Origin of the sequence: Marinobacter antarcticus, from assembly GCF_900142385.1 — a bacterium.
Lineage (GTDB): Bacteria > Pseudomonadota > Gammaproteobacteria > Pseudomonadales > Oleiphilaceae > Marinobacter > Marinobacter antarcticus.
In genome coordinates, this window is sequence record NZ_FRAQ01000003.1 from 238,060 (window position 1) to 257,034 (window position 18,975).

An 18,975-nucleotide genomic window follows, 5' to 3' on the forward strand; every position below is an offset into this window, starting at 1 on the left:
AGAACAAAAGGAGATCCATGAATGACCCAGATTGATCAGGCCGCAGATATCCGCGAAGGCGAGGAGCTGGATCTGTCAGCAGTCGACCGGTTTATGAAAGATGCTATGCCGGATCTGACCGGTGAGCCGGTGATCCGTCAGTATCCAGGCGGCGCTTCCAACTTGACGTATCAGGTGGACTATGGCGATCGATCGTATGTCTTGCGCCGCCCGCCTTTCGGCAAGATCGCAAAGTCTGCCCACGATATGCTGCGTGAAGCGAAGGTGATGCAGGCGCTTAAGCCGGAGTATCCCTATGTGCCGGATATTATCGCTATTTGCGACGATCACGACGTGCTGGGGTGCGATTTCTACGTGATGGAGCGAATGAATGGCATCATCTTGCGTCAGGATTTTCCCAAGGATCTGGAGCTGAATGAAGCCGATACACGCAAGCTGTGCCTGAATGTGATCGACAAGTTGGTGGAGCTCCACCGAGTCAATGCCACAGCGGCGGGATTGGACAGGCTGGGCAAGGGCGAAGGTTATGTTCAGCGCCAGATTGGCGGCTGGAGCGATCGTTTCCGCAAGGCCCACACGGATGATGTTGGTGATTTTGAGGCAGTTATGTCCTGGCTTAACGACAAGATGCCAAATGACATTGCCCAGGTTGTTATCCATAACGACTTCCGCTTTGACAACGTCGTGCTGAACCCGGATAACCCCTTTGAAGTGATCGGTGTGCTGGATTGGGAAATGGCGACGATTGGTGACCCTCTGATGGATCTGGGTAACAGCCTTGCCTACTGGATTGAGGCAGACGACGAAGGCCCGTTCCAGATGCTGCGCCGTCAGCCCACGCATCGCCCCGGCATGCTGACGCGTAATGAAGTGGTGGAGTACTACATGGAGAAATCCGGCTTCCGGGCTGACAACTTCGATTTCTATGAGATCTATGGGCTATTCCGGTTGGCGGTGATTGTTCAGCAGATCTATTACCGCTTCTACCATGGCCAGACCAGTGACAAACGTTTTGCCGCATTCGGCCATGCTGCCAACTATCTTGAGAAGCGCTGTCAACGCCTGATCTCAGAGAGCTCCCTGTAATGGCCACGGTGTATCTTGTGCGCCACGGTCAGGCCAGTTTCGGTAAGGAAAATTACGATCAGCTATCGCCTCGAGGCTGGCATCAGGGCAAGGTTCTGGGCCGCTGGATGGTCGATAAAATAAAACCTGCCGCGATCTTTGGCGGCGATCTGCAGCGCCACCGGGAAACGGTTGAAGCCGTTGCAACGGGCTACGGTGCGCAGTTGCCGGATATGCAAGTAGCGCCCGGCTTCAACGAATTCGATCATATCTCCGTTGTTAACCGTTATCGCCCCGAATGGAGCGATCGGCAGGTTATGGCGAGAGATCTTGCGGCGTTTCCGAAACCTGCGGCAGCCTTTCAGCAAGCCTTTGTCAGCGCGGTTCGCCGCTGGGCATCCGGAGACTATGACGCGGAATATGACGAGACCTGGACGGATTTCAAGACCCGGGTTCTTGCGGCTTTTGATGAAATGATCGAGTACGCAGACGGCGGTGATGTGCTGGTGTCCACGTCTGGCGGCCCTATTGCGGTTATTTGCCAGCACCTTCTGGGCCTTGAAGACGAGAGGGCACTGGCACTGAACGAGGTCATCGCCAATACCAGCGTCACACGGGTGCTCTATTCCTCCGGCCGTCGCAGTTTGTCTGTTTTCAATAACTACAGCCACCTGGAAGCGGAAGACCCCGCCCTGGTGACGTTCCGATAACGAATTGAGGTGAACGAATGAGCAAGAAAGATCTGTTTGATCTAACCGGCAAGATCGCCCTGATTACTGGTGCCAGCCGTGGCATCGGCGAGAGCATTGCACGCATGCTGGCGGACTATGGCGCTCACGTGATTGTTACCAGTCGCAAAATTGACGGCTGTGAAGCCGTGGCTAGCAGCATCCGTGATGCCGGTGGCAGCGCCGAGGCCTATGCCTGCCACATTGGCGAAATGGAGCAGATCGAAGCTATCTGGGCTCATATTGAAAAAGAGCACGGCAAGCTGGATATTCTGGTGAACAACGCGGCGGCAAACCCGTACTTTGGCCCGGTTGAAGATACGGACCTGGGTGCCTTCAACAAGACTGTTGATGTGAATATCCGTGGTTATTTCTTCATGTGTTCCCGCGGTGCGCAACTGATGAAGAAGAACGGCGGAGGTTCGATCGTGAACGTTGCTTCAGTGAATGGTGTCAATCCGGGGCACTTCCAGGGCATCTATTCTGTGACCAAGGCGGCGGTTATTTCCATGACCAAGTCCTTTGCCATGGAGCTCGGCCAGCAAAAGATCCGTGTAAATGCGTTATTGCCGGGCCTGACCGACACCAAGTTTGCCAGTGCGCTGACCAGCAATGAGGCCATTAAAAAGCAGGCTATGGCTCATATCCCGATGAAACGGGTAGCAGATCCCAGCGAGATGGCAGGTACCGTTCTTTACCTGGTCTCAGAAGCCTCAAGTTACACCACGGGAGCCTGTATCAATGCCGACGGTGGTTACCTGACCATCTGATTCCCCGTTGAAGCTGCAACTTCGGGAGCTGGTGAGCAGGTCAGTGTCTCGAAGTCGCTGTTCAATTCTGCGGTACGATTACTCAGGTGGGCGAGGTGCGTTGTATCGCTCGCCTGAATCAGATCGACCATCAGGGTTTTCATGGCGGTGCTGCTCTCCGCCATCATCGCCCGGTATTCTTCACCCTGCGCCTCATCAGGCTCTTTTATCAGATGTTCAATCCCATTGGCGAAACCTTCTTCGCTTCGCCTTTCCAGAGCGCTCAATAAGGCCTGTTGCCAGTTGCGTCGTCCCTGCAGCCAAATCTCTGTTTGCCGGCCACGCTGTTCCGACCAGGTTTGAACGATCGCCCTTTGATCAACGTTCAGATCGCCCAGCCAGCGCTCCACACGCCCCCGCGTTCGCTCTGCTCGGGCTGTTGCGCTCGCTTCCGGGTTGTCAGTCATGAACTCTTCTTCGAACTCTTGCTGCTTTTGCTCTATGTTTTCGGCGAGTTCCCGCACCTGGGCGTCGCTGAGGCTGGCAAGCAGATTGGTCGCAATGGGGGTCACTTTTGAAAGTAAAGGCGGGAAGAACCCAAACAACTGTTCCTGATGAAAGGCGACCGCAGTCATGTCAAGCGTGCCTTGGCCGATGTCAGATTCAAGCCCGCTCAACCAGCTCTGGTAGCGGGGCAGCTCCGATGAACAATGCCATTGCCGGAAGTCATTAATGTCGACATTGAGTTGTTGCTTCTGGGCATAGTTGAGCGTCACATAATCCTCGACCCACCAGACAATCCCCCAGTCTGCGTACCGATAGGCCATTTTCGTTGAACTGCACGCCGAGATGAGTACTGCACATAATACGAGCAGCGCAGCGGTGCAACTTTTCAAAACTCGATTTCCGATCAGGACAGTCATGTCGCCCCCGGAGTAGTAGTAAGACTTATCGCTAAAAAAGCGCAAGCTCATTATCATGTTGTCCTTTCTCTGTCTTATATTACGACAATCCGTCTTTTTCAGATGTTACCGATGCGAATCGCGCTGCCTGAACAGGAGATATTATGAGCCGAATTAAGCCTGCACGTTTACGTCAACTCGTCTTCGGATTCTACATGTCTGGAATGATGTCGCTGCTGATGTCCGGGGTGATTACCTTTATTAATACCGGCATAGACAGCGAGTTCGTTTATCGCTGGCTACCCGCCTTTCTGGTTGCGTGGGCTGTGGCTTTCCCGTTGGTGACCTTCATAGCCCCCATCGCGGTGAAGCTCACCGAAATGACAGTGGGACGGCTTGGCAAAGAAGATAAGCGTACATCTGTAAACTGAACTGCAAAATACTGTGAATCCGTTTTTGTTGTCTCCTCGTAAGTTGTTTCGACGCATAGTTCAGGAGCTGAACTTGTGCAGAAGCGAACCACTTAATCCCGGTAGTTAACCTTGGAATAGAGGGTAAGAGACAATGAAAACAAAATTTGCACTAACTATGGCCCTGGCCGGCAGCGTCATGCTGGTGGGCTGTAGTGACGATGATCCGGTAGCACAGGATCCCACTTCGAAGGTCAGGGTGTTACATGCGGTTTCTGATGCGCCCGCGGTCAATGTTTTGGTAGACGGGCAAGCGGCCATTTCAGGTGCTGATTATAAGCAGGCGGCCGTCATTTCTCCCACAGTGGGAAGTTATTCACTGACGGTTGAGGGTATTCTTCCAGGTGGCTCTACAACACCCGTTATTGGCCCTGCCGACGTTACGCTTGAGGAAGGCTTCAACTACGACGTAATCGCAGTAGGAAATTTGGCAACTATTGAGCCCCTCATTCTGGCTGACGATGGCGCATTAACTGATGCGAATAACGTTCGCTTGCGAGTTGCTCATTTGTCTCCAGCGGCTCAGGCTGCCGTGAATGGGCCTGTTGAAGTCTACGTGTCTGTTCCGGATGCAGAACTTAGTGACGACGGCGTTCTTTCGTTCAGCTTTGAGTTCAAGGGAGTGCAGGATCCGATTGAAGTCCCTGCTGGTGATTACAGAATTCGCGTCGCAATTCCTGGAGAGACTCCAACCGTGGTCTATAACAGCGGTGCGGTCTCGCTCGCTGCGGGATCGGATCTGTTGGTTGGTGCCGTCGATAATACCAGTCCAGCAACAACGGATGGCGCGGCTAATAGCCCGATCAGCTTGATTGCTGTCACCAGCGCAGGCCAGGTTCTGGAACTTTATGATGAGAACCAGAAAGCCGGTGTGAGAGTTGTTCATAACTCCGCAGATGCTCCGGCAGTTGCCATTCTTGTGGACGACAGCGTTGCAATACCGAGCTTGGCGTTCCCTAACGTCGCACCGGGCGCAGCCATTAACAGTTATGCAGTTATTCCCCACGGAACCCGCAATCTCAAGGTTTCCCCTGCGAGCAGTGCAGTTCCGGAATCGGCTGTCATTGATGCTGATGTTGAATTCGGTCGGGCTTCTGCCAAGACCGTAGTTGCGGTGAATGTTCTGGCTGATATTGAACCATTGGTATTGGAAGACAGTGTCCGTAGTATCGCCACACAGGCTTCTTTGCGAATTGTGCACGGTGCTGTTGAAGCTGGAACTGTAGACGTATTTCTGGTTCCAACGGCTGAAGGCGGTGCGGCTGCCACGGTTTTGAATACTGAGGTAAATGACCCGACCTTGAATGACTTTGAATTCAAGAGTAACACCGGATACCTCGCGGTGCCTGAGGGAAACTATGTTGTATTCATTACAGATCAGAGTGGTAATGTATTGTTAAAAACCGGTAGTGTTTCTCTTTCCAGTGGTGGCGTATACACAGCTATTGCGCGCCTTGCACCTGAAGATAATGACAATACTGCAGGTTTGACCTTACTTGATGACTTTGCCGGCCCAGTGTGAAATGAATTAATCAGCATTAGGAAAGTTAAAGCCCCGGTCTTCCGGGGCTTTTTTATTGAACAGAAGTACGGGGCTGACCTGAATCCACACGAGAAAGCGCCGTTCCCGTAGGCGGTCGGAAATGCAGAGAATAAAGAATCCGGTCCAGCACAGCTTGACCATTCCAGGCCGGATCATTATTCACCATGCCTACGACCGCCCAAGTGGTGTTGTTTTCATCCCGCGTAAAGCCGGCGATAGAGCGTACGTTTTCCAGGTATCCGGTCTTAATGCGCCCCTCGCCATCCATGCCGGTGTTGCGCAGGCGCCGGGCCATGGTTCCATCCATGGCGATGATAGGCATGGAGGTCATAAGATCTGAAGCGTAGGGGCTGTTCCAGGCGTGCTGCAGGATTTTTGTGCCCTGTCGGGCGGTGATCCTGCCGTGTCGGGTCAGGCCAGCCCCGTTGTCGATAACCATCCCGGAGGTATCGACTCCCTTCTTCTCCAGCCATTCATAAATAACGCGTATGCCGGCAACCCGGTCGTCGTTCTCGTCGTCCAGCCGGTTTTGTGCGCCAATGGTCAGCAATAGCTGCCGTGCCATCACGTTACTGCTCCACTTGTTTATGTCCCGCACCATGGTAACCAGATCTGGCGATGTGGTTTTCATAACAAGCCGCGCATTTTCCGGAGTAGGTCCGTTCAGGTTGCCACCGGATACGATGATGCCCATCTCTCCAAACAGGGAGCGTATCATTGAGGCGCTATATTGCTCCTGGGGTAGCAGGGAGAGGTAGGTGGTCGTGCGACACCCTTGTGGCAGTTCGCCGGTTACCCGCACGGTTACTCTTCCGCCTTCCTGAAATACCGGCTCCCAGTCGAAACTGCGGCGCGACGGACAAGATCCCTCGGCAACGGCGGTTACCCGGTTGTCGATAACAATCTCGCTCAGAGCTGGCGTGCTCCAGGCCTGGGTGCCGCGCTCATCGGCACGAATCTGGAAATGCATGAGGTTGAGGTTGGTCAGGTAGGCCGACGGCTCAACCAGAAACGGTGCGTATGGGTTGTCGCCGTTATCTTCAAAGGCAGGGAAACCACCGTCAATTTCAAAGTAGCTGCCATCGAGCACCAGATTGCCATCGATGCGGGTGATCCCCATGTCGCGGAGTTCACGCAGGGTTGTCCAGAGTCTTTCGAAGGTGAGTTTCGGGTCGCCACCAAAGCGCACATAAAGATTGCCTTTGAGCGTATCACCAACCATTTCGCCATCAGTCAGAAAATCCGTATCCCAGTGATGGGTGGGGCCGAGAATTTCCAGTGCTGCGTAGGTGGTGATCACCTTCATTATGGAGCCGGGACTCATGGGCACATCGGCATTGATGTTTTGATCAAGCCCCGGGCCGTTCAGGGGCACCGCAGCCATGCTCAGTGCTTCTTCACTTTTTAGGGATTTCGTGGCGTAGTCTCGCATCTCGCTGGCCCAGAGGCGATTGCTACTGTAGCCCACGCTGTCGCCGTCGGCGGCCAGTGCCGATGGCAGGTTTGCCAGAGCAGGTGCCAGGGCCAGGGCAGCGGCGAAAGCCAACGCTGGGCGCCTTTGTCGAAGACTGAGTTTTCCTGCGCTGTTTGAATGTGGCATACCCGGAATCACCATGATGGCTGCTCAATGAGATGTGCAGAGAAACTTCCTACATGAACAATAGCTCATCTTTTCGGCTTGTACTATGCAGAAAAGCTCTACATGACGTTAAAAAATGCCAGTAGCCTGCTTGTTTGTATTAGGATTTTGTGACTGAGTGTAAGTCAGCTTACGCGAAGCGATGAGGTATGTATCAACAGGATACCGACGGATGCACTGCTGCCAGCCCTTGCTGTGATCGTAAGCCAATGGAAAGTCGCTTTATTTGATGATAATGGTCGTGTTACCCATTGAGGATTTGATTATGTTTAATAGACTCGCTCATCACGCGAACGTGTTGGGTTCCGTCGCAACCTCATCGCTGACGGCGTGGCGTGGATGCCTCGTAGTAAACAGCGTGCCGCAGCCGGAGCAGCCCCTTGTGCTTTACGACATGGAAGGCTGCTCCTACTGCCGCCGGGTGCGCGAAGCGCTGACAGCTCTTAATCTGGATGTGGAGATTCGCCCGTGCCCCAAGGGTGGCCGGGTTTTCCGCGCGGAAGCAGAAACGATTGGCGGCAAACAGCAGTTTCCGTTGCTGGTGGATCAGAACGCCGGGACGGTGATGTATGAATCGGAAGACATCGTGAAGTATCTTTTCCATGAGTATGCTGGCCGATCCGTGCCGAAGTACTATCGCAGCAGATCCTGGCAGCCGGCTCTGGGCTCAATGGCGTCTGCGGCGAGCGCTTTGCGAGGGATGCGGGCCAGCGCAGGCAGGCAGCCTGAGCAGCCACTGCATTTGTGGAGTTTTGAGGGCAGCCCGTTCTCGCGACTGGTGCGGGAGAAACTTTGTGAGCTGGAAACTCCCTATACCTTGCATAATCTGGGCAAGGAGCACTGGACTGAAATCGGCCCTGCAAAGCAGCGGATCAAGCCCGGGCCTTACACGCCTGCACCCGGCGGAAAGCGCGATGCCTTCTTCAAGGCGCATGGCCGGGTTCAGGTGCCTTATCTTGAAGATCCGAATTCCGGGGAGGGTTTGTTCGAATCTGCCCGCATACTGGATTACCTGAATGCGGAGTATGGTTAAAAACAATCGGCGGTCACGCTGTTTCACGGGCACCTTGGCGGGTATCATAAGCGGCCATCGAGAAGATTCTGAACGCTCGGAAAACGATAATCAGGAAGCCTATGTATACCGGCCATTGCCTGTGTGGCGATATTACCTTCGAATACGAAGGCCCCCTGGGACCGATCTCTCTGTGCCATTGCAGCCAGTGCCGCCGCGCCCACGGCAGCGCATTTTCTGCCAGTTCTCCGGTGCAGAAAGTGTGCTTCCGGTTCTTGTCCGGGCAAGAAAAGCTGTCTGAATATGAGTCGCGCCCGGGTAAATACCGGGCCTTCTGTAGCCGCTGCGGAAGTCATCTGTACAGTCGCGTGGATGCGATTCCCGGTATTCTCCGCCTGCGAGTGGGTGTAATTAACGAATCCCTGGGGAAAGGGCCGGCGCAGCATGTCTACACCGGCTCAAAGTCAGACTGGTTTGAAATAACGGACGCTCTGCCCCAGTACGAGAAAACCGAGCGCACCGGCGATCCTCACTGAACCGGCACAATCCGGTAGACTTTCCCTTGTGGTGAATCCGTCAGTAGCCACAAACTGCCGCCTGGGCCGGTCCTGACGTCTCGAATACGTTCTCCCAAGGTGGTGAGTAGATCTTCTTCCCCGGTTACTTGCCCATTCTCTATGTTCAGACGAACCAGTTTGCGCATTTTGAGGGCTCCTACAAACAGACTGCCTTGCCATCGGGGAAACTCGGACCCGCTGTAAAACGCCATGCCGGAAGGCGCAATAGACGGATCCCAGTAGTGCAGGGGCTGTGCCATGCCTTCCTTTTCGGTTTCCAGAGTAATCGGAATCCCTGAGTAATCAATGCCGTAGGTTATTTCAGGCCATCCGTAGTTAGTGCCGGCTCTTAAAATATTTATTTCGTCGCCACCTCGGGGGCCGTGTTCATGGGTCCAGATATCTCCAGTTACGGGATGAACAGTCATGCCCTGAATATTGCGATTTCCCCAAGTAAACAGGGTGTTATTAATGCCTGGGTCATCAACCCCCGGGTTGCCCGGTGCCGGCTCGCCATTAACGGTAATGCGGTGGACGCCGCCCGCATCGTCTCCGGTGTTCTGTGCCCGATCCATTTCTCCGCGATCACCAACCGATATATAAAGATAGTCAGACCCATCGAATGCCATCCGTCCGCCGAAGTGTCGTGTTGTGCCGGAGCGGGGAAGCGCTTCGAATATGACGGTTACGTCTTTTAATCTATTCTTATCAAGAATTGCCCGGGCTACCCTCGTGGTCATTCCTGCGCCGGAGCGGTGAGCGTAACTCAGGAACAGCGTCTGGTTTTTTTCAAAATCAGGATGCAGGGCTATATCGAGTAGACCTCCCTGGCCGGACACAGCTGGTGCCGGAAGCCCAAGAACAGGTTGAGGTTCCAGCTCTCCATTTCGAATTGCACGTAGTCGGCCAGCTCTCTCTGTAACCAGCATGGAACCATCTGGGAGAAATGCCAGGCTCCAGGGATGCTCAAGGCCATCAGCAACAGTTTCCAGTCTGAAACTCGCTTCTTGGGATATGAACACTTGGCTTGTTGCTAAAAGAGGTAGGCTAGTTAGAAGTAAACCACTTAGCATTATCAGTTGTTGAAAAGAGCGCATTTTAATCTCCTTTTTAATTGAAAATGATAATCAGTTTCATTAATGTGGTTCATGCTCCTGCCAGCCTTTCGGGAGGTAGGAGTACTTCATAGGGTCTGTTTACATCATATACCAAGGGAGATACAGCCATGACCGCGGAACAGGAAATGATCGAAGGCCTCAAAATTGCGGCTGGGGCCGGTCTTTTTATTGCATTGGTTGTTATCGGGTTAATGATTACGCTGTAACCAACGGTCCAGCTTGTTTGCAAATTGTTTTCGATCGGTCTGACTGAACGGGGCCTGGCCGCCTGTAACCTGCCCGGCATTTCGCATCTCTTCCATGAAATTCCTCATCGCCAGGCGCTGGCGGATGTTTTCCTTCGTGAAAGCCTGGCCTCTTGGGTTGAATACATCAGCGCCTTTTTCGATGGCCTCGGCCGCTAAGGGGATATCCTGAGTAATGACGAGGTCGCCGGCGTTGAGTTGATCCATGATTTCGTTGTCCGCCACATCGAAACCTTGCATGACCTGCCTTGCCTTGATGTGAGGGCTTGGCGGTAGTTTGATCACATGGTTGGCAATAAACGTGGTCTGGACCCGCCAGTGGGTTGCAGCGCGGCAGAGTATTTCCCGTATGGGCACGGGGCAGGCGTCGGCGTCGACCCAGATTGGCATGGCTGATTCCTTAATTGGTTCGGTTCTTTTGGGGATTCTACCTGTCATTGTTGTGAGCCTGGTAGCTCGCTTGTGCGTATTCGTTGATGTGCTTTCTGGTTTGCCAGATGGGCGTAATTAAAGGAGTACGTGTTATGGCACTGAGATTTGTGGTTTCAGGAATACTCACGCTCGTTATGTCTCTTTCAGCGCTTGCAGCTGATCGCAATGCCGGAGCCTGGAAAGCGCTTCGCGAGGGTGACGCGGTTTTGATGATGCGCCATGCACTGGCACCGGGAACCGGCGACCCGGTAAGTTTCAAGTTGGGTGATTGCAGTACTCAAAGAAACCTTAACGACGTTGGCCGGCAACAGGCGCGGGCCTGGAAGCCGTTTTTGGCGGAACGCGGGATAACCGATGCCCGGGTTTTCTCCAGCCAGTGGTGCCGGTGTATGGATACCGCGATGGAGATGAGTGTTGGTGAAGTGTCGGAGTGGCCGTCACTGAATTCGTTTTTCCAGGATCGGGGCAATCGATCCGGTCAGACCCTGGAACTCATAGCGGGCGTGAACGCTATACCGGCGGGTCCGCCGGTAATTCTGGTTTCCCACCAGGTTAATACAACCGCGCTGACCGGGATCTTTCCGTCGTCCAATGAGGGCGTTATTATCGCGTTGCCATTGTCTGGCTCGCCAGAGGTTCTTGCCAGAGTTTCGCCGGGACGTTGATGGTATAATCCTGTGTAAATTCAACTACCAGGAAAATCCGATGTCCCAACTTCCACCTTGCCCCCAGTGTGGTTCTGAATATACCTATGAAGATGGTGTCCAGCTTGTTTGCCCTGAGTGTGCTCACGAGTGGACGGAAGCAGAGGCAGCTTCGGAAGAAGCGGGCAAAGCGGTGCGAGATGCCAACGGAAACGAACTTCAGGATGGCGATACTGTCACGGTGATCAAAGATCTGAAGGTAAAAGGTTCCAGCTCTGTCGTTAAGGTTGGTACCAAAGTAAAGAGTATTCGACTGGTGGAAGGTGATCACGATATCGATTGCAAGATTGATGGCATTGGTGCCATGAAGCTTAAATCCGAATTTGTAAAAAAAGTCTGATACTGGCGGTATTGGTCTTTTAATAAAGTTCCGCAGGAGTTCTATGCCAGATAAAGAGCGTGAAGCGGCCCCGGTTCAGTCAAAGGCTGAAAAAAAACACGAACTGCACCAAGAGCTTCCTACGGACTTTCCCGACCCGTTGTTTCGCGGGTTGCACCTGATCATAAGGTTTGCTATCCGTGTTCTGGCGGTTCTTATGGTGGCGGTGATCTTGTGGGGAGTAGGGGATGTTATTTATATCATCTACGATCGACTGGTAACGCCTCCTTTCTTGCTTCTGGATATTAATGATATTTTCTATACGTTTGGCGCATTCATGGCGGTGCTTATTGCGGTAGAAATTTTTATCAATATTCGGCTTTATCTCGGCACGAATGTATTTCCGGTTCAGCTGGTGGTCGCTACGGCATTGATGGCAATTGCCCGGAAAGTCATTGTGCTGGATTTCGACACGCTCACTCCTATGTATCTGATTGGTATTGCAGCCACAACGGTAGCACTCGGCATTACCTACTGGCTTCTCCGGCAAGGTAATCAACACCATGAGTGGGACGATTGATGGGGGGCCTCCCCTGATTTCAGGCTGCGACTATTCGACGCACCCAGCTGCTTGCGTTGAGCGGGTCTCAACGCAACACTGTACGCATTACAGCTTCCAGGCGTGACGTAAGTCATTATCAGTTCAACAGTAGCGACGCGAGACACCATGAAAAAACTAATCACACTGCTGTTTGCCAGTAGCGCACTGATCGCATCGGTCTTTGTCACTGTTGTGACGGCCAATGAGCATGCCCACGGCAACATTGTTATTGAGAATCCGTGGAGTCGGCCGACGCCGCCAGGCACTCCCATGGGTGTAGGATATATGGTTATAAGAAATCATAGCGACAGGGATATCACACTGGTTAGTGCGAGTTCGCCCAGAGCGGATCATGTTTCAATTCATGAAACGATGATGAAAGATGGGGTTATGCGCATGCAGCCGCTTCAGAACGGTCTTGCTGTGCCGGCGGGAGGTTCTGTAGAGCTCAAGCCCCGCAGTTATCACTTAATGCTGGAAAAGCTTGTAAAACCACTGAAAGAGGGAGAGAGCATCCCCCTGACTCTGGAGTTTGAAGGCGCAGAAGCTATTGCCGTTGAGTTAAGCGTACAGTCGCTGGACGCTGATATGAACAAGCCGGAAATGGATCACTCTGAGCACCAGATGGATCATTGATCCTTTCCGGTTTTAACGGCCAGTGGCGTTTCCACAGTGCATAATATATCGTGGAAGCGTCACTGGTAACTTCTTAAATAACTGCATCATAAGAAATTTTCTGTTTGGTTCACATTAAGATCTATTTTAAATGACCCTTATTGCATATTTAATGGGTAGTCAACGGATATTTTCACTGTTTAGGTAGGCGGTATGGATGACCGGCGGGAGCTTTCCGAAAAAGATTCCGGATTGTGCTTTCGTGCTAGAGTCATCGGCCGATATACTTATTGCCCGGGTGTGCTACGTCTTTTTGCTCTGGGTTTCCGTGACAATATTTGAGGCCGCGCAGACCGTTCTGCAGTAGGGGATTTTGCAGTATATGGATAACCACAAAAGTACTGTGAATCCTGCGTCTCGACGTGAGCGTGGATCGCAATTCTGGCAGGTTGCCCGACGGGCATGTCAGCTTGCAGCGGCTGTCGATATTTCCTTTTTCTTCCTGTTTCATATGCTCGGGTCGCCCATCCTTGCGTGGATAAACGTTGGCAGTGTCGCGATCTATGCGGCCGCTTATCATGCTCTTGAGCGTAGGCAAAATCGCCTGGCTATCGCGCTGATCTGGCTAGAGGTAATTGTTCACTCGGCGCTCGGGACCATAATGATCGGATGGGGCAGCGGCTTTCACTACTATCTGCTGCTGTTTATCCCGGCACTGTGCGTCAGTTCGGTGCGTCGCGGAGCGATTCTGTCTTTGGTAGTGGGGCTATGGGGCTATTACATAGCCCTTGATATTCTCATGTGGTTTATCGAGCCTGTTCAACCGATCTCGTCCCAAGCCTTGCTCGGCGTTCATCTGTTCAACCTGAGCATCGTATTTGCAATGTTCAGCTACCTGTCATTCTTTTATGTGAATATGGTGCTTTCGGCGCAACGCAAGCTTCGAAGATTGGCTACCGTCGATTCGCTGACAGGACTGTTTAATCGCCGCCATGGCAGCGATCTGGCTGAAAATGAAATCGCACGTTTTCGCAGGGCCGGGCATCCTGTTGCCTTCATGTTGCTGGATGTTGATCATTTCAAATCAATTAATGACCACCATGGTCATGAAATGGGTGACAGAATCCTGACGGAGATTGGGCAGCTAATCCCGGCACAGCTGCGAGCCCAGGATGTTGTTGTGCGTTGGGGCGGGGAGGAGTTTCTGGTTATTCTTCCGGACACCGGGATCGAGAGTGCGCTGGCAAGTGCAGAGAGAGTCCGGAATGCATTTCGTAGTCATGACTGGGAAGCCGCTGCAGGAGAGGCGATTGCCGTCACCATCAGCGTTGGTGTGAGCGAGATTCGTGACAACGATGATCGAGGTTCTGTCATCAGTCGTGCAGACAGAGCTCTATATCGCGGTAAGGCCGGAGGTAGAAATCGGGTGGAGCGGGAAGAGGTTGTTCTTGGGTGACAAAATGCGGGCAATAAAAAAGGCAGCTTAAGCTGCCTTTTTTAGCGTTGTCTGTTAATTAAACAGCAACGACGTTCTCAGCCTGAGGACCTTTCTGGCCCTGAGTCACGGTGAAATCAACCTGCTGGCCTTCTGCCAGAGTCTTGAAACCGCCACCTTGAATAGCGCTGTAGTGAACAAATACGTCCGGGCCGCCTTCACGAGTGATAAAGCCAAAGCCTTTTGCTTCGTTGAAGAACTTAACAGTACCGGTAACAGTTGACATAATAATTAATCCTGAATTCAATCTTTTAAGTGCCGCCAGGTCATCATGTTGATGGCTGGTCAGCGATATGCGGAAACAAAAAACTGGCGTGATCAAAAACAGGACGATGCACAACGTACGGGTACAAAAATGCGTCTTATTGATGAAGTGCTTTGCTAAATCTTTCCAACGGAGATCACTGTACCCGCTGCCAGCTGAAAAGCAAAGCACTTTCTTATAGGCATAAACCCGACATTTTCAGCAACATGAGGTATGTTTGCCTCAGTATTCCGGAATTCGTGTGAATTAATATTAAGGAGCCTTGCCTTGTCTGAGCTATCCACTTACGAAAGTTTTTCTGTCAGCGTTGAAAACAAAATTGCCCATGTGCAGTTCAGCCGCCCGGAAGCGTTGAATACCATGACCAAGGCCTTCTGGCTTGAGTTGCCTAAGTGCATGCAAGAAATTGAATCAAATACAGATGCGCGGGTGATTGTAGTGTCATCCACGGGTAAGCATTTCTCTGCGGGCATGGATCTTGGTGTCTTCACCGACCCCAAAGCGGTGCCCATGAGCGGTGATCCTGGCCGTATGGCGGAAAACCTCCGGCGGGTTGTATTGCAGCTTCAGGATACTCTCACATCTCTGGAGAACATTCGCCTGCCGATACTGGCGGCTATCCACGGAGGCTGCATCGGTGGTGCCTTGGACCTGGTGTGTGCGGCCGATAGCCGTTACTGCACTGAAGACGCGTACTTCACGATCAAGGAAACCGAGCTCGGCATGACAGCAGATGTGGGGACTCTGCAGCGTTTGCCCAAGCTGATGCCGGAAGGCGTTGTGCGTGAGTTGGCGTATACCGGCCGTAAATTTTCTGCGCAGGAGGCGAAAGGCCTTGGTTTTGTGAATGCTCTCTTCGCAGATCAGGATGCCCTGATTGCAGGTGTTATGGAAATTGCCGTTCAGATAGCCGCCAATTCACCGCTTGCGGTCACGGGCTGCAAAGAGATGCTGAACTATAGCCGCGACCACAGCGTGGCCGACAGCCTGAAATACATGGCAACCTGGCAGGCTGGCATGTTCCGCCCCACGGATATGATGAAAACCTTCCAGGCCAAGGCACAGAAACAGGCGCCCAAGTATGATGACCTGTTCGCCGTGAAAGGCCTTTTTGAACAGTAAATGACGGTGAGCAACCGGAATAGATCGAAAGTTTCTCCGATTACTGCCCTGGTATTCCAGGGTGGGATTGGGGTGGTTGGGCTCCTGGTGATTCTGGTCGCGGATATTCCTGTACAGGTCTCCGGCGCCGGGCTTTTGCCAAGTGTGTTCTATGGTCTTCTGGGTGCGATGTGCACCTATGGTGCCCTTTTATTGCTCTCCCGGATTCCTGGTTTGTTCCCGGACAACCTTGATCGGCAAATGCGCGGCCTTTACAGGTTTGCATCCGGTTATTCCTGGTCTGTGCTTCTTCTGCTCTCAGTCTTCGCCGGAGTAGGCGAAGAACTCCTGTTCCGGGGAGCAGTGCAGGGGTGGTTCGCAGTGCACACGGATACCACTACCGCTGTGTTGGCCGCATCAGTGCTTTTCGGTCTTGTGCACTACGCTTCTTTTACTTACTTTGTTGTCGCTACAGGCCTTGGGCTGGTGCTTGGGCTGGCTTATGCGATAACCGATAGCATCCTTCTGGTCATGATCTGGCACGGCGTTTACGACATGATAGCGCTGTTCTGCCTGCTTCGATTTCCTGAGTGGTTTGGTATAAAAAACGGAGCTTAGATCAGTGCTTGAAAGTTACCTGACGGGTTTGATTGTCTGCGGCGGAATTATCGTTGCTATTGGAGCGCAGAATGCCTACGTGCTGAGCCAGGCGATCCGCCGTGAGCACCATTGGTGGGCGGCCGGTTTGTGTATGGCGGCGGACATTACTCTTTTCACGCTTGGTATGTTCGGGGTCAGTGCTGCTCTGATGGCCATGCCGCAGGCGCTGGAAATTCTGCGCTGGCTCGGGGTGGTTTTCCTTGGATGGTTGGCTATCCAGGCGTTTGTGCGGGCCAGTCGGGGTAGGGCTGCACTGGAAACCGGTGAGGCATCGCGCCGCAGCCTTAAAGGCGTTCTTTTTACCACGCTCGCGGTTACCTTGCTGAACCCTCAGGTGTATCTGGATACCCTGCTGCTGATTCCGGCGGTGGGCGCACAACAGGAAAACGCAACGACGTTTGTGGCGGGGGCGAGCAGCGCATCGGTTCTGTGGTTTGGTTTACTGGCCTGGAGTGGGTCTGCACTGGCGCCTGTGCTTTCACGCCCGCTGGCTTGGCGGGTTATCGATGGCACTATTGGTTTGATGATGGCTGCCATCGCATTTCACCTTGCGTTCAACGGCAGCCTGTAGTGTTAATAAAGAGCGTTAATCGAACCGTCTCGCGCCGGAGAAGCGATTTTTCCAGTAGTAACCGTTAAGTTCTGACATGATAACGCCAGACGATGTTGATGCGTGGATAAAGCGGTTGTCGCCCATATAAATGCCGGCGTGCTGGTCTTTTCCTGCGATTCTGAAAAATACGATATCACCGGGTTTAACGTTTCCCGGCTGAACCACGTCACCATAACGCAGCATTTGCGAGGTTGTGCGTGGCAGTTTTTGCCCCAGACCTTCACGATAGGCCGTAGTGATAAAGCCCGAGCAGTCGAAACCACGGGCTGTCGTGCCGCCGTATTGATAAGGCGTACCTTCATAGCGCTCAAAGGCTTGCCACAATTTTTCAGCCTTCTCAGAACCTGGTGCGGACTTAGCCGGTGAGTATTGGAGTGAGACCCTGCCGGACTGTAAGTTTTGATTACTGGCGCAGCCACTCATCAAAAGGGATGAGAAAATTAGAATGAAGGCATACCTGAAAGTCTGAGCCATGCAAAATCCTCAGCCGCTGCTCTTTGACTCCACTGTATTATCGAATTGTCAGGATGTCAGGTTACGGTTTGCGGGATTTGTTATCCTTGATCCATGCTGAAAATATCCAATGCTGTTGAAATCGCTGAATGGGAACTGGAAATCACCCAGATCCGAGCCCAGGGCGCCGGTGGCCAGAACGTAAACAAGGTGGCCTCGGCCGTGCACCTGCGTTTCGATGTGCTGAATTCTGCCCTGCCTCCCTTCTATAAGGAGCGTCTTATGGCGCTCCAGGATCAGCGCATAAGCAAGGAAGGCGTTATTGTGATCAAGGCCCAGTCGTTTCGTACGCTGGAGCTGAACAAGGAAGATGCTCTTGAGCGTCTGAAGGAATTGATACAGGAGGCGGTCAAAGTTCAGAAGGCGCGTCGCGCTACTCGCCCCTCAAAATCCGCTCGGCGAAAACGGGTCGACCGCAAGACCCAGAAAGGTAAAACCAAATCCCTGCGTGGCAAGGTTCAGGTCTGAGCCTCCTCTGGTTGGCGCTTGCCGGCCTCTATTTCGCGAATAAACCCTTCTATGTCAGCGAACGCCTCCTCGGCTTCGGGCAATATCGGAGTGAAAATCTGCCAGACGTGAACCATTCCAGGCCAGGTGTGCAGCTCTACTCGCGAGCCTTCGGCCTTTGCCTTGGCTGCGTATCTTCGAGCGTTATCCAGAAGCATCTCGGAATCACTGGCCTGGATCAGCGTCGGGGGCAGGTTGACAAGGCTACCCCGAAGCGGTGATGCGACAGGGCTGGTTGGAGAAATACGGAAGGCTGCAAGCGTTGCCCACCAGATGACCGGTCGGGGTATTTTCGACAGACCGCCAAACATCGGTCCCAGCATAGGGTCCGTAGCGATATTGCTGCGGTTGCTCGGCGCGGTAAGCGTGAGGTCGGTGGAGGGTGAAAACGCGACGGCGCCATCAGCCTGGCGCAGGCCGCTTTCGCGTATCCAGGCCAGTAGGCCAAGGGCGTGGCTGCCACCGGCAGAATCTCCCGCCACCAGAATAAACGTGGCTTCAATTGTGCTGTCCGGGCCATTGGCTGTCAGCCAGGTATAGGCTTTACGGCAATCACGCACGCCGTCCATAAACCGGTGCTCCGGCATAAGGCGGTAGTCCACAGCAAACACGGCTGCACTGGCAATGTGAGACAGGCGATCCGTAATGGCGCGATGGCTGCGCGGGCTGCCGGCTGCCCAGGCGCCGCCGTGGATATAGAGAATCCGCCGCCGAGTGTCTGCACCCGGTGCGATTACCCATTCACCATTCGGGCTGTCGCAGTGTCGGAACTCTGATTGCAGATCCAGGCCGTCACTCAGGCCGTCCATGTGCTTTCGCATCGCCATCAGCCTCGCTTTGCCACGAAGACCTTTTCCGGCTTTGCCCATTTCCCGGATGCGCTCCAGAACTTTCAGATTCTCTTCACTGGGGGTTGCCTCCCTCACGGAATACTCTGCCTCGTCCAGATGAGACAAATCCTCAGTGCGAAACAGAAGCAGAGTCAATGCGATAATGAATAGAACAACGGCAGCGATAATCCAGAACATGAGTCTTCCGTATCTTGAGAGTTGGCCCCGGTAGCGGAGGCACACTATGCTTTGGATACAAAGCATCGCAGATTTTTGCGATTTCTGCCCTCAA

The 18,975-nt window shown here is 53.1% G+C and carries 23 protein-coding genes; 16 read left to right on the forward strand and 7 right to left on the reverse strand.

Annotated features, from left to right (window positions below):
- Positions 1 to 21 precede the first annotated feature (21 nt).
- The 3 genes from BUA49_RS15160 to BUA49_RS15170 are packed head-to-tail and all read left to right on the forward strand — an operon-like array spanning position 22 to position 2,563.
- Positions 22 to 1,086: a phosphotransferase family protein gene (locus BUA49_RS15160; RefSeq protein WP_072799097.1), complete on the forward strand. Its 1,065-nt coding sequence runs from the start codon at positions 22 to 24 to the stop codon at positions 1,084 to 1,086.
- Positions 1,086 to 1,775: a histidine phosphatase family protein gene (locus BUA49_RS15165; RefSeq protein ID WP_072799099.1), complete on the forward strand. Its 690-nt coding sequence runs from the start codon at positions 1,086 to 1,088 to the stop codon at positions 1,773 to 1,775. The genes BUA49_RS15160 and BUA49_RS15165 overlap by 1 nt, the downstream gene beginning before the upstream one ends.
- 17 nt (positions 1,776 to 1,792) lie before the next feature.
- On the forward strand, positions 1,793 to 2,563 hold the full coding sequence (locus BUA49_RS15170; protein ID WP_072799101.1) for an SDR family oxidoreductase: 771 nt from the start codon (positions 1,793 to 1,795) through the stop codon (positions 2,561 to 2,563).
- On the opposite strand, the gene BUA49_RS15175 is transcribed toward BUA49_RS15170, so the two are convergent.
- Positions 2,548 to 3,369, reverse strand: a complete 822-nt coding sequence (locus BUA49_RS15175; protein ID WP_228704514.1) for a DUF6279 family lipoprotein — start codon at positions 3,367 to 3,369, stop codon at positions 2,548 to 2,550. The two genes, BUA49_RS15170 and BUA49_RS15175, sit on opposite strands and share 16 nt — an antisense overlap.
- Before the next feature lie 239 nt (positions 3,370 to 3,608).
- Here BUA49_RS15175 and BUA49_RS15180 point away from each other — a divergent pair, with 239 nt between their 5' ends.
- Positions 3,609 to 3,875 carry a DUF2798 domain-containing protein gene (locus BUA49_RS15180; RefSeq protein WP_072799102.1) on the forward strand — a complete coding sequence of 89 codons (267 nt, stop codon included), beginning with the start codon at positions 3,609 to 3,611 and terminating at the stop codon, positions 3,873 to 3,875.
- Positions 3,876 to 4,008: 133 nt separating this feature from the next.
- Positions 4,009 to 5,436 carry a DUF4397 domain-containing protein gene (locus tag BUA49_RS15185; RefSeq protein ID WP_072799104.1) on the forward strand — a complete coding sequence of 476 codons (1,428 nt, stop codon included), beginning with the start codon at positions 4,009 to 4,011 and terminating at the stop codon, positions 5,434 to 5,436.
- A 52-nt stretch (positions 5,437 to 5,488) separates the two neighbouring features.
- Here BUA49_RS15185 and dacB read toward each other — a convergent pair whose 3' ends face one another.
- Complete coding sequence (gene dacB / locus BUA49_RS15190) at positions 5,489 to 7,057, reverse strand: D-alanyl-D-alanine carboxypeptidase/D-alanyl-D-alanine endopeptidase (RefSeq protein ID WP_084063605.1); 1,569 nt, start codon at positions 7,055 to 7,057, stop codon at positions 5,489 to 5,491.
- A gap of 304 nt (positions 7,058 to 7,361) precedes the next feature.
- Between dacB and BUA49_RS15195 the strand changes: the two genes are divergently transcribed.
- A complete protein-coding gene (locus BUA49_RS15195) occupies positions 7,362 to 8,129 on the forward strand; it encodes a glutathione S-transferase N-terminal domain-containing protein (protein WP_072799207.1) in 768 nt (255 codons plus the stop codon).
- 101 nt (positions 8,130 to 8,230) lie between these two features.
- Positions 8,231 to 8,644, forward strand: a complete 414-nt coding sequence (locus tag BUA49_RS15200; RefSeq protein ID WP_072799107.1) for a GFA family protein — start codon at positions 8,231 to 8,233, stop codon at positions 8,642 to 8,644.
- Here BUA49_RS15200 and BUA49_RS15205 read toward each other — a convergent pair.
- Together BUA49_RS15205 and BUA49_RS15210 are read right to left on the reverse strand one after the other, a co-directional pair.
- Positions 8,638 to 9,762 (reverse strand): PQQ-dependent sugar dehydrogenase, encoded by a 1,125-nt coding sequence (locus BUA49_RS15205; protein ID WP_072799109.1) that lies wholly within the window; start codon positions 9,760 to 9,762, stop codon positions 8,638 to 8,640. The two genes, BUA49_RS15200 and BUA49_RS15205, sit on opposite strands and share 7 nt — an antisense overlap.
- A gap of 209 nt (positions 9,763 to 9,971) precedes the next feature.
- Positions 9,972 to 10,418: a YaiI/YqxD family protein gene (locus BUA49_RS15210; RefSeq protein WP_072799111.1), complete on the reverse strand. Its 447-nt coding sequence runs from the start codon at positions 10,416 to 10,418 to the stop codon at positions 9,972 to 9,974.
- Between the two features lie 134 nt (positions 10,419 to 10,552).
- On the opposite strand from BUA49_RS15210, the gene BUA49_RS15215 reads away from it, so the two are divergent.
- The 5 genes from BUA49_RS15215 to BUA49_RS15235 all read left to right on the forward strand — a co-directional run bounded on the left by BUA49_RS15215 (position 10,553) and on the right by BUA49_RS15235 (position 14,155).
- On the forward strand, positions 10,553 to 11,125 hold the full coding sequence (locus tag BUA49_RS15215) for a histidine phosphatase family protein (protein ID WP_072799113.1): 573 nt from the start codon (positions 10,553 to 10,555) through the stop codon (positions 11,123 to 11,125).
- A gap of 40 nt (positions 11,126 to 11,165) precedes the next feature.
- Complete coding sequence (locus tag BUA49_RS15220; RefSeq protein ID WP_072799115.1) at positions 11,166 to 11,504, forward strand: zinc ribbon domain-containing protein YjdM; 339 nt, start codon at positions 11,166 to 11,168, stop codon at positions 11,502 to 11,504.
- Positions 11,505 to 11,547: 43 nt separating this feature from the next.
- Positions 11,548 to 12,063: a phosphate-starvation-inducible PsiE family protein gene (locus BUA49_RS15225; protein ID WP_084063604.1), complete on the forward strand. Its 516-nt coding sequence runs from the start codon at positions 11,548 to 11,550 to the stop codon at positions 12,061 to 12,063.
- Positions 12,064 to 12,210: 147 nt separating this feature from the next.
- On the forward strand, positions 12,211 to 12,720 hold the full coding sequence (locus BUA49_RS15230) for a copper chaperone PCu(A)C (protein ID WP_072799116.1): 510 nt from the start codon (positions 12,211 to 12,213) through the stop codon (positions 12,718 to 12,720).
- A gap of 361 nt (positions 12,721 to 13,081) precedes the next feature.
- Positions 13,082 to 14,155: a GGDEF domain-containing protein gene (locus BUA49_RS15235; RefSeq protein WP_072799118.1), complete on the forward strand. Its 1,074-nt coding sequence runs from the start codon at positions 13,082 to 13,084 to the stop codon at positions 14,153 to 14,155.
- Positions 14,156 to 14,213: 58 nt separating this feature from the next.
- Here the strand turns inward: BUA49_RS15235 and BUA49_RS15240 are convergent, their stop codons facing one another.
- Entirely contained in the window at positions 14,214 to 14,420 is a 207-nt protein-coding gene (locus BUA49_RS15240; RefSeq protein ID WP_071266268.1) for a cold-shock protein, read from the reverse strand.
- 306 nt (positions 14,421 to 14,726) lie between these two features.
- Between BUA49_RS15240 and BUA49_RS15245 the strand changes: the two genes are divergently transcribed.
- Genes BUA49_RS15245 through BUA49_RS15255 form a run of 3 tightly spaced genes read left to right on the forward strand, consistent with a single transcriptional unit; the run spans position 14,727 to position 16,791 of the window.
- Positions 14,727 to 15,581: a crotonase/enoyl-CoA hydratase family protein gene (locus tag BUA49_RS15245; RefSeq protein WP_072799120.1), complete on the forward strand. Its 855-nt coding sequence runs from the start codon at positions 14,727 to 14,729 to the stop codon at positions 15,579 to 15,581.
- Positions 15,582 to 16,178, forward strand: a complete 597-nt coding sequence (locus BUA49_RS15250; RefSeq protein ID WP_072799122.1) for a CPBP family intramembrane glutamic endopeptidase — start codon at positions 15,582 to 15,584, stop codon at positions 16,176 to 16,178.
- Between the two features lie 4 nt (positions 16,179 to 16,182).
- Entirely contained in the window at positions 16,183 to 16,791 is a 609-nt protein-coding gene (locus BUA49_RS15255) for a LysE/ArgO family amino acid transporter (RefSeq protein WP_072799124.1), read from the forward strand.
- A gap of 15 nt (positions 16,792 to 16,806) precedes the next feature.
- Here the strand turns inward: BUA49_RS15255 and BUA49_RS15260 are convergent, their stop codons facing one another.
- The gene (locus BUA49_RS15260) at positions 16,807 to 17,307 is read right to left on the reverse strand and encodes a C40 family peptidase (RefSeq protein ID WP_072799126.1); all 501 of its coding nucleotides are present in this window, start codon (positions 17,305 to 17,307) and stop codon (positions 16,807 to 16,809) included.
- A 93-nt stretch (positions 17,308 to 17,400) separates the two neighbouring features.
- Here BUA49_RS15260 and arfB point away from each other — a divergent pair, with 93 nt between their 5' ends.
- Positions 17,401 to 17,814 carry an alternative ribosome rescue aminoacyl-tRNA hydrolase ArfB gene (arfB, locus tag BUA49_RS15265; RefSeq protein ID WP_072799128.1) on the forward strand — a complete coding sequence of 138 codons (414 nt, stop codon included), beginning with the start codon at positions 17,401 to 17,403 and terminating at the stop codon, positions 17,812 to 17,814.
- On the opposite strand, the gene BUA49_RS15270 is transcribed toward arfB, so the two are convergent.
- Entirely contained in the window at positions 17,805 to 18,881 is a 1,077-nt protein-coding gene (locus BUA49_RS15270) for an alpha/beta hydrolase (protein ID WP_072799130.1), read from the reverse strand. The genes arfB and BUA49_RS15270 overlap by 10 nt on opposite strands.
- Positions 18,882 to 18,975: the final 94 nt, after the last annotated feature.

Excerpts from the sequence above, each read along its gene's own strand:
- BUA49_RS15160 (WP_072799097.1), top strand. The coding sequence starts at position 22 with ATGACCCAGATTGATCAGGCCGCAGATATCCGCGAAGGCGAGGAGCTG.
- BUA49_RS15165 (WP_072799099.1), top strand. The coding sequence starts at position 1,086 with ATGGCCACGGTGTATCTTGTGCGCCACGGTCAGGCCAGTTTCGGTAAG.
- BUA49_RS15170 (WP_072799101.1), top strand. The coding sequence starts at position 1,793 with ATGAGCAAGAAAGATCTGTTTGATCTAACCGGCAAGATCGCCCTGATT.
- BUA49_RS15175 (WP_228704514.1), bottom strand. The coding sequence starts at position 3,369 with ATGGCCTATCGGTACGCAGACTGGGGGATTGTCTGGTGGGTCGAGGAT.
- BUA49_RS15180 (WP_072799102.1), top strand. The coding sequence starts at position 3,609 with ATGAGCCGAATTAAGCCTGCACGTTTACGTCAACTCGTCTTCGGATTC.
- BUA49_RS15185 (WP_072799104.1), top strand. The coding sequence starts at position 4,009 with ATGAAAACAAAATTTGCACTAACTATGGCCCTGGCCGGCAGCGTCATG.
- dacB (WP_084063605.1), bottom strand. The coding sequence starts at position 7,057 with ATGCCACATTCAAACAGCGCAGGAAAACTCAGTCTTCGACAAAGGCGC.
- BUA49_RS15195 (WP_072799207.1), top strand. The coding sequence starts at position 7,362 with ATGTTTAATAGACTCGCTCATCACGCGAACGTGTTGGGTTCCGTCGCA.
- BUA49_RS15200 (WP_072799107.1), top strand. The coding sequence starts at position 8,231 with ATGTATACCGGCCATTGCCTGTGTGGCGATATTACCTTCGAATACGAA.
- BUA49_RS15205 (WP_072799109.1), bottom strand. The coding sequence starts at position 9,762 with ATGCGCTCTTTTCAACAACTGATAATGCTAAGTGGTTTACTTCTAACT.
- BUA49_RS15210 (WP_072799111.1), bottom strand. The coding sequence starts at position 10,418 with ATGCCAATCTGGGTCGACGCCGACGCCTGCCCCGTGCCCATACGGGAA.
- BUA49_RS15215 (WP_072799113.1), top strand. The coding sequence starts at position 10,553 with ATGGCACTGAGATTTGTGGTTTCAGGAATACTCACGCTCGTTATGTCT.
- BUA49_RS15220 (WP_072799115.1), top strand. The coding sequence starts at position 11,166 with ATGTCCCAACTTCCACCTTGCCCCCAGTGTGGTTCTGAATATACCTAT.
- BUA49_RS15225 (WP_084063604.1), top strand. The coding sequence starts at position 11,548 with ATGCCAGATAAAGAGCGTGAAGCGGCCCCGGTTCAGTCAAAGGCTGAA.
- BUA49_RS15230 (WP_072799116.1), top strand. The coding sequence starts at position 12,211 with ATGAAAAAACTAATCACACTGCTGTTTGCCAGTAGCGCACTGATCGCA.
- BUA49_RS15235 (WP_072799118.1), top strand. The coding sequence starts at position 13,082 with ATGGATAACCACAAAAGTACTGTGAATCCTGCGTCTCGACGTGAGCGT.
- BUA49_RS15240 (WP_071266268.1), bottom strand. The coding sequence starts at position 14,420 with ATGTCAACTGTTACCGGTACTGTTAAGTTCTTCAACGAAGCAAAAGGC.
- BUA49_RS15250 (WP_072799122.1), top strand. The coding sequence starts at position 15,582 with ATGACGGTGAGCAACCGGAATAGATCGAAAGTTTCTCCGATTACTGCC.
- BUA49_RS15260 (WP_072799126.1), bottom strand. The coding sequence starts at position 17,307 with ATGGCTCAGACTTTCAGGTATGCCTTCATTCTAATTTTCTCATCCCTT.
- arfB (WP_072799128.1), top strand. The coding sequence starts at position 17,401 with ATGCTGAAAATATCCAATGCTGTTGAAATCGCTGAATGGGAACTGGAA.
- BUA49_RS15270 (WP_072799130.1), bottom strand. The coding sequence starts at position 18,881 with ATGTTCTGGATTATCGCTGCCGTTGTTCTATTCATTATCGCATTGACT.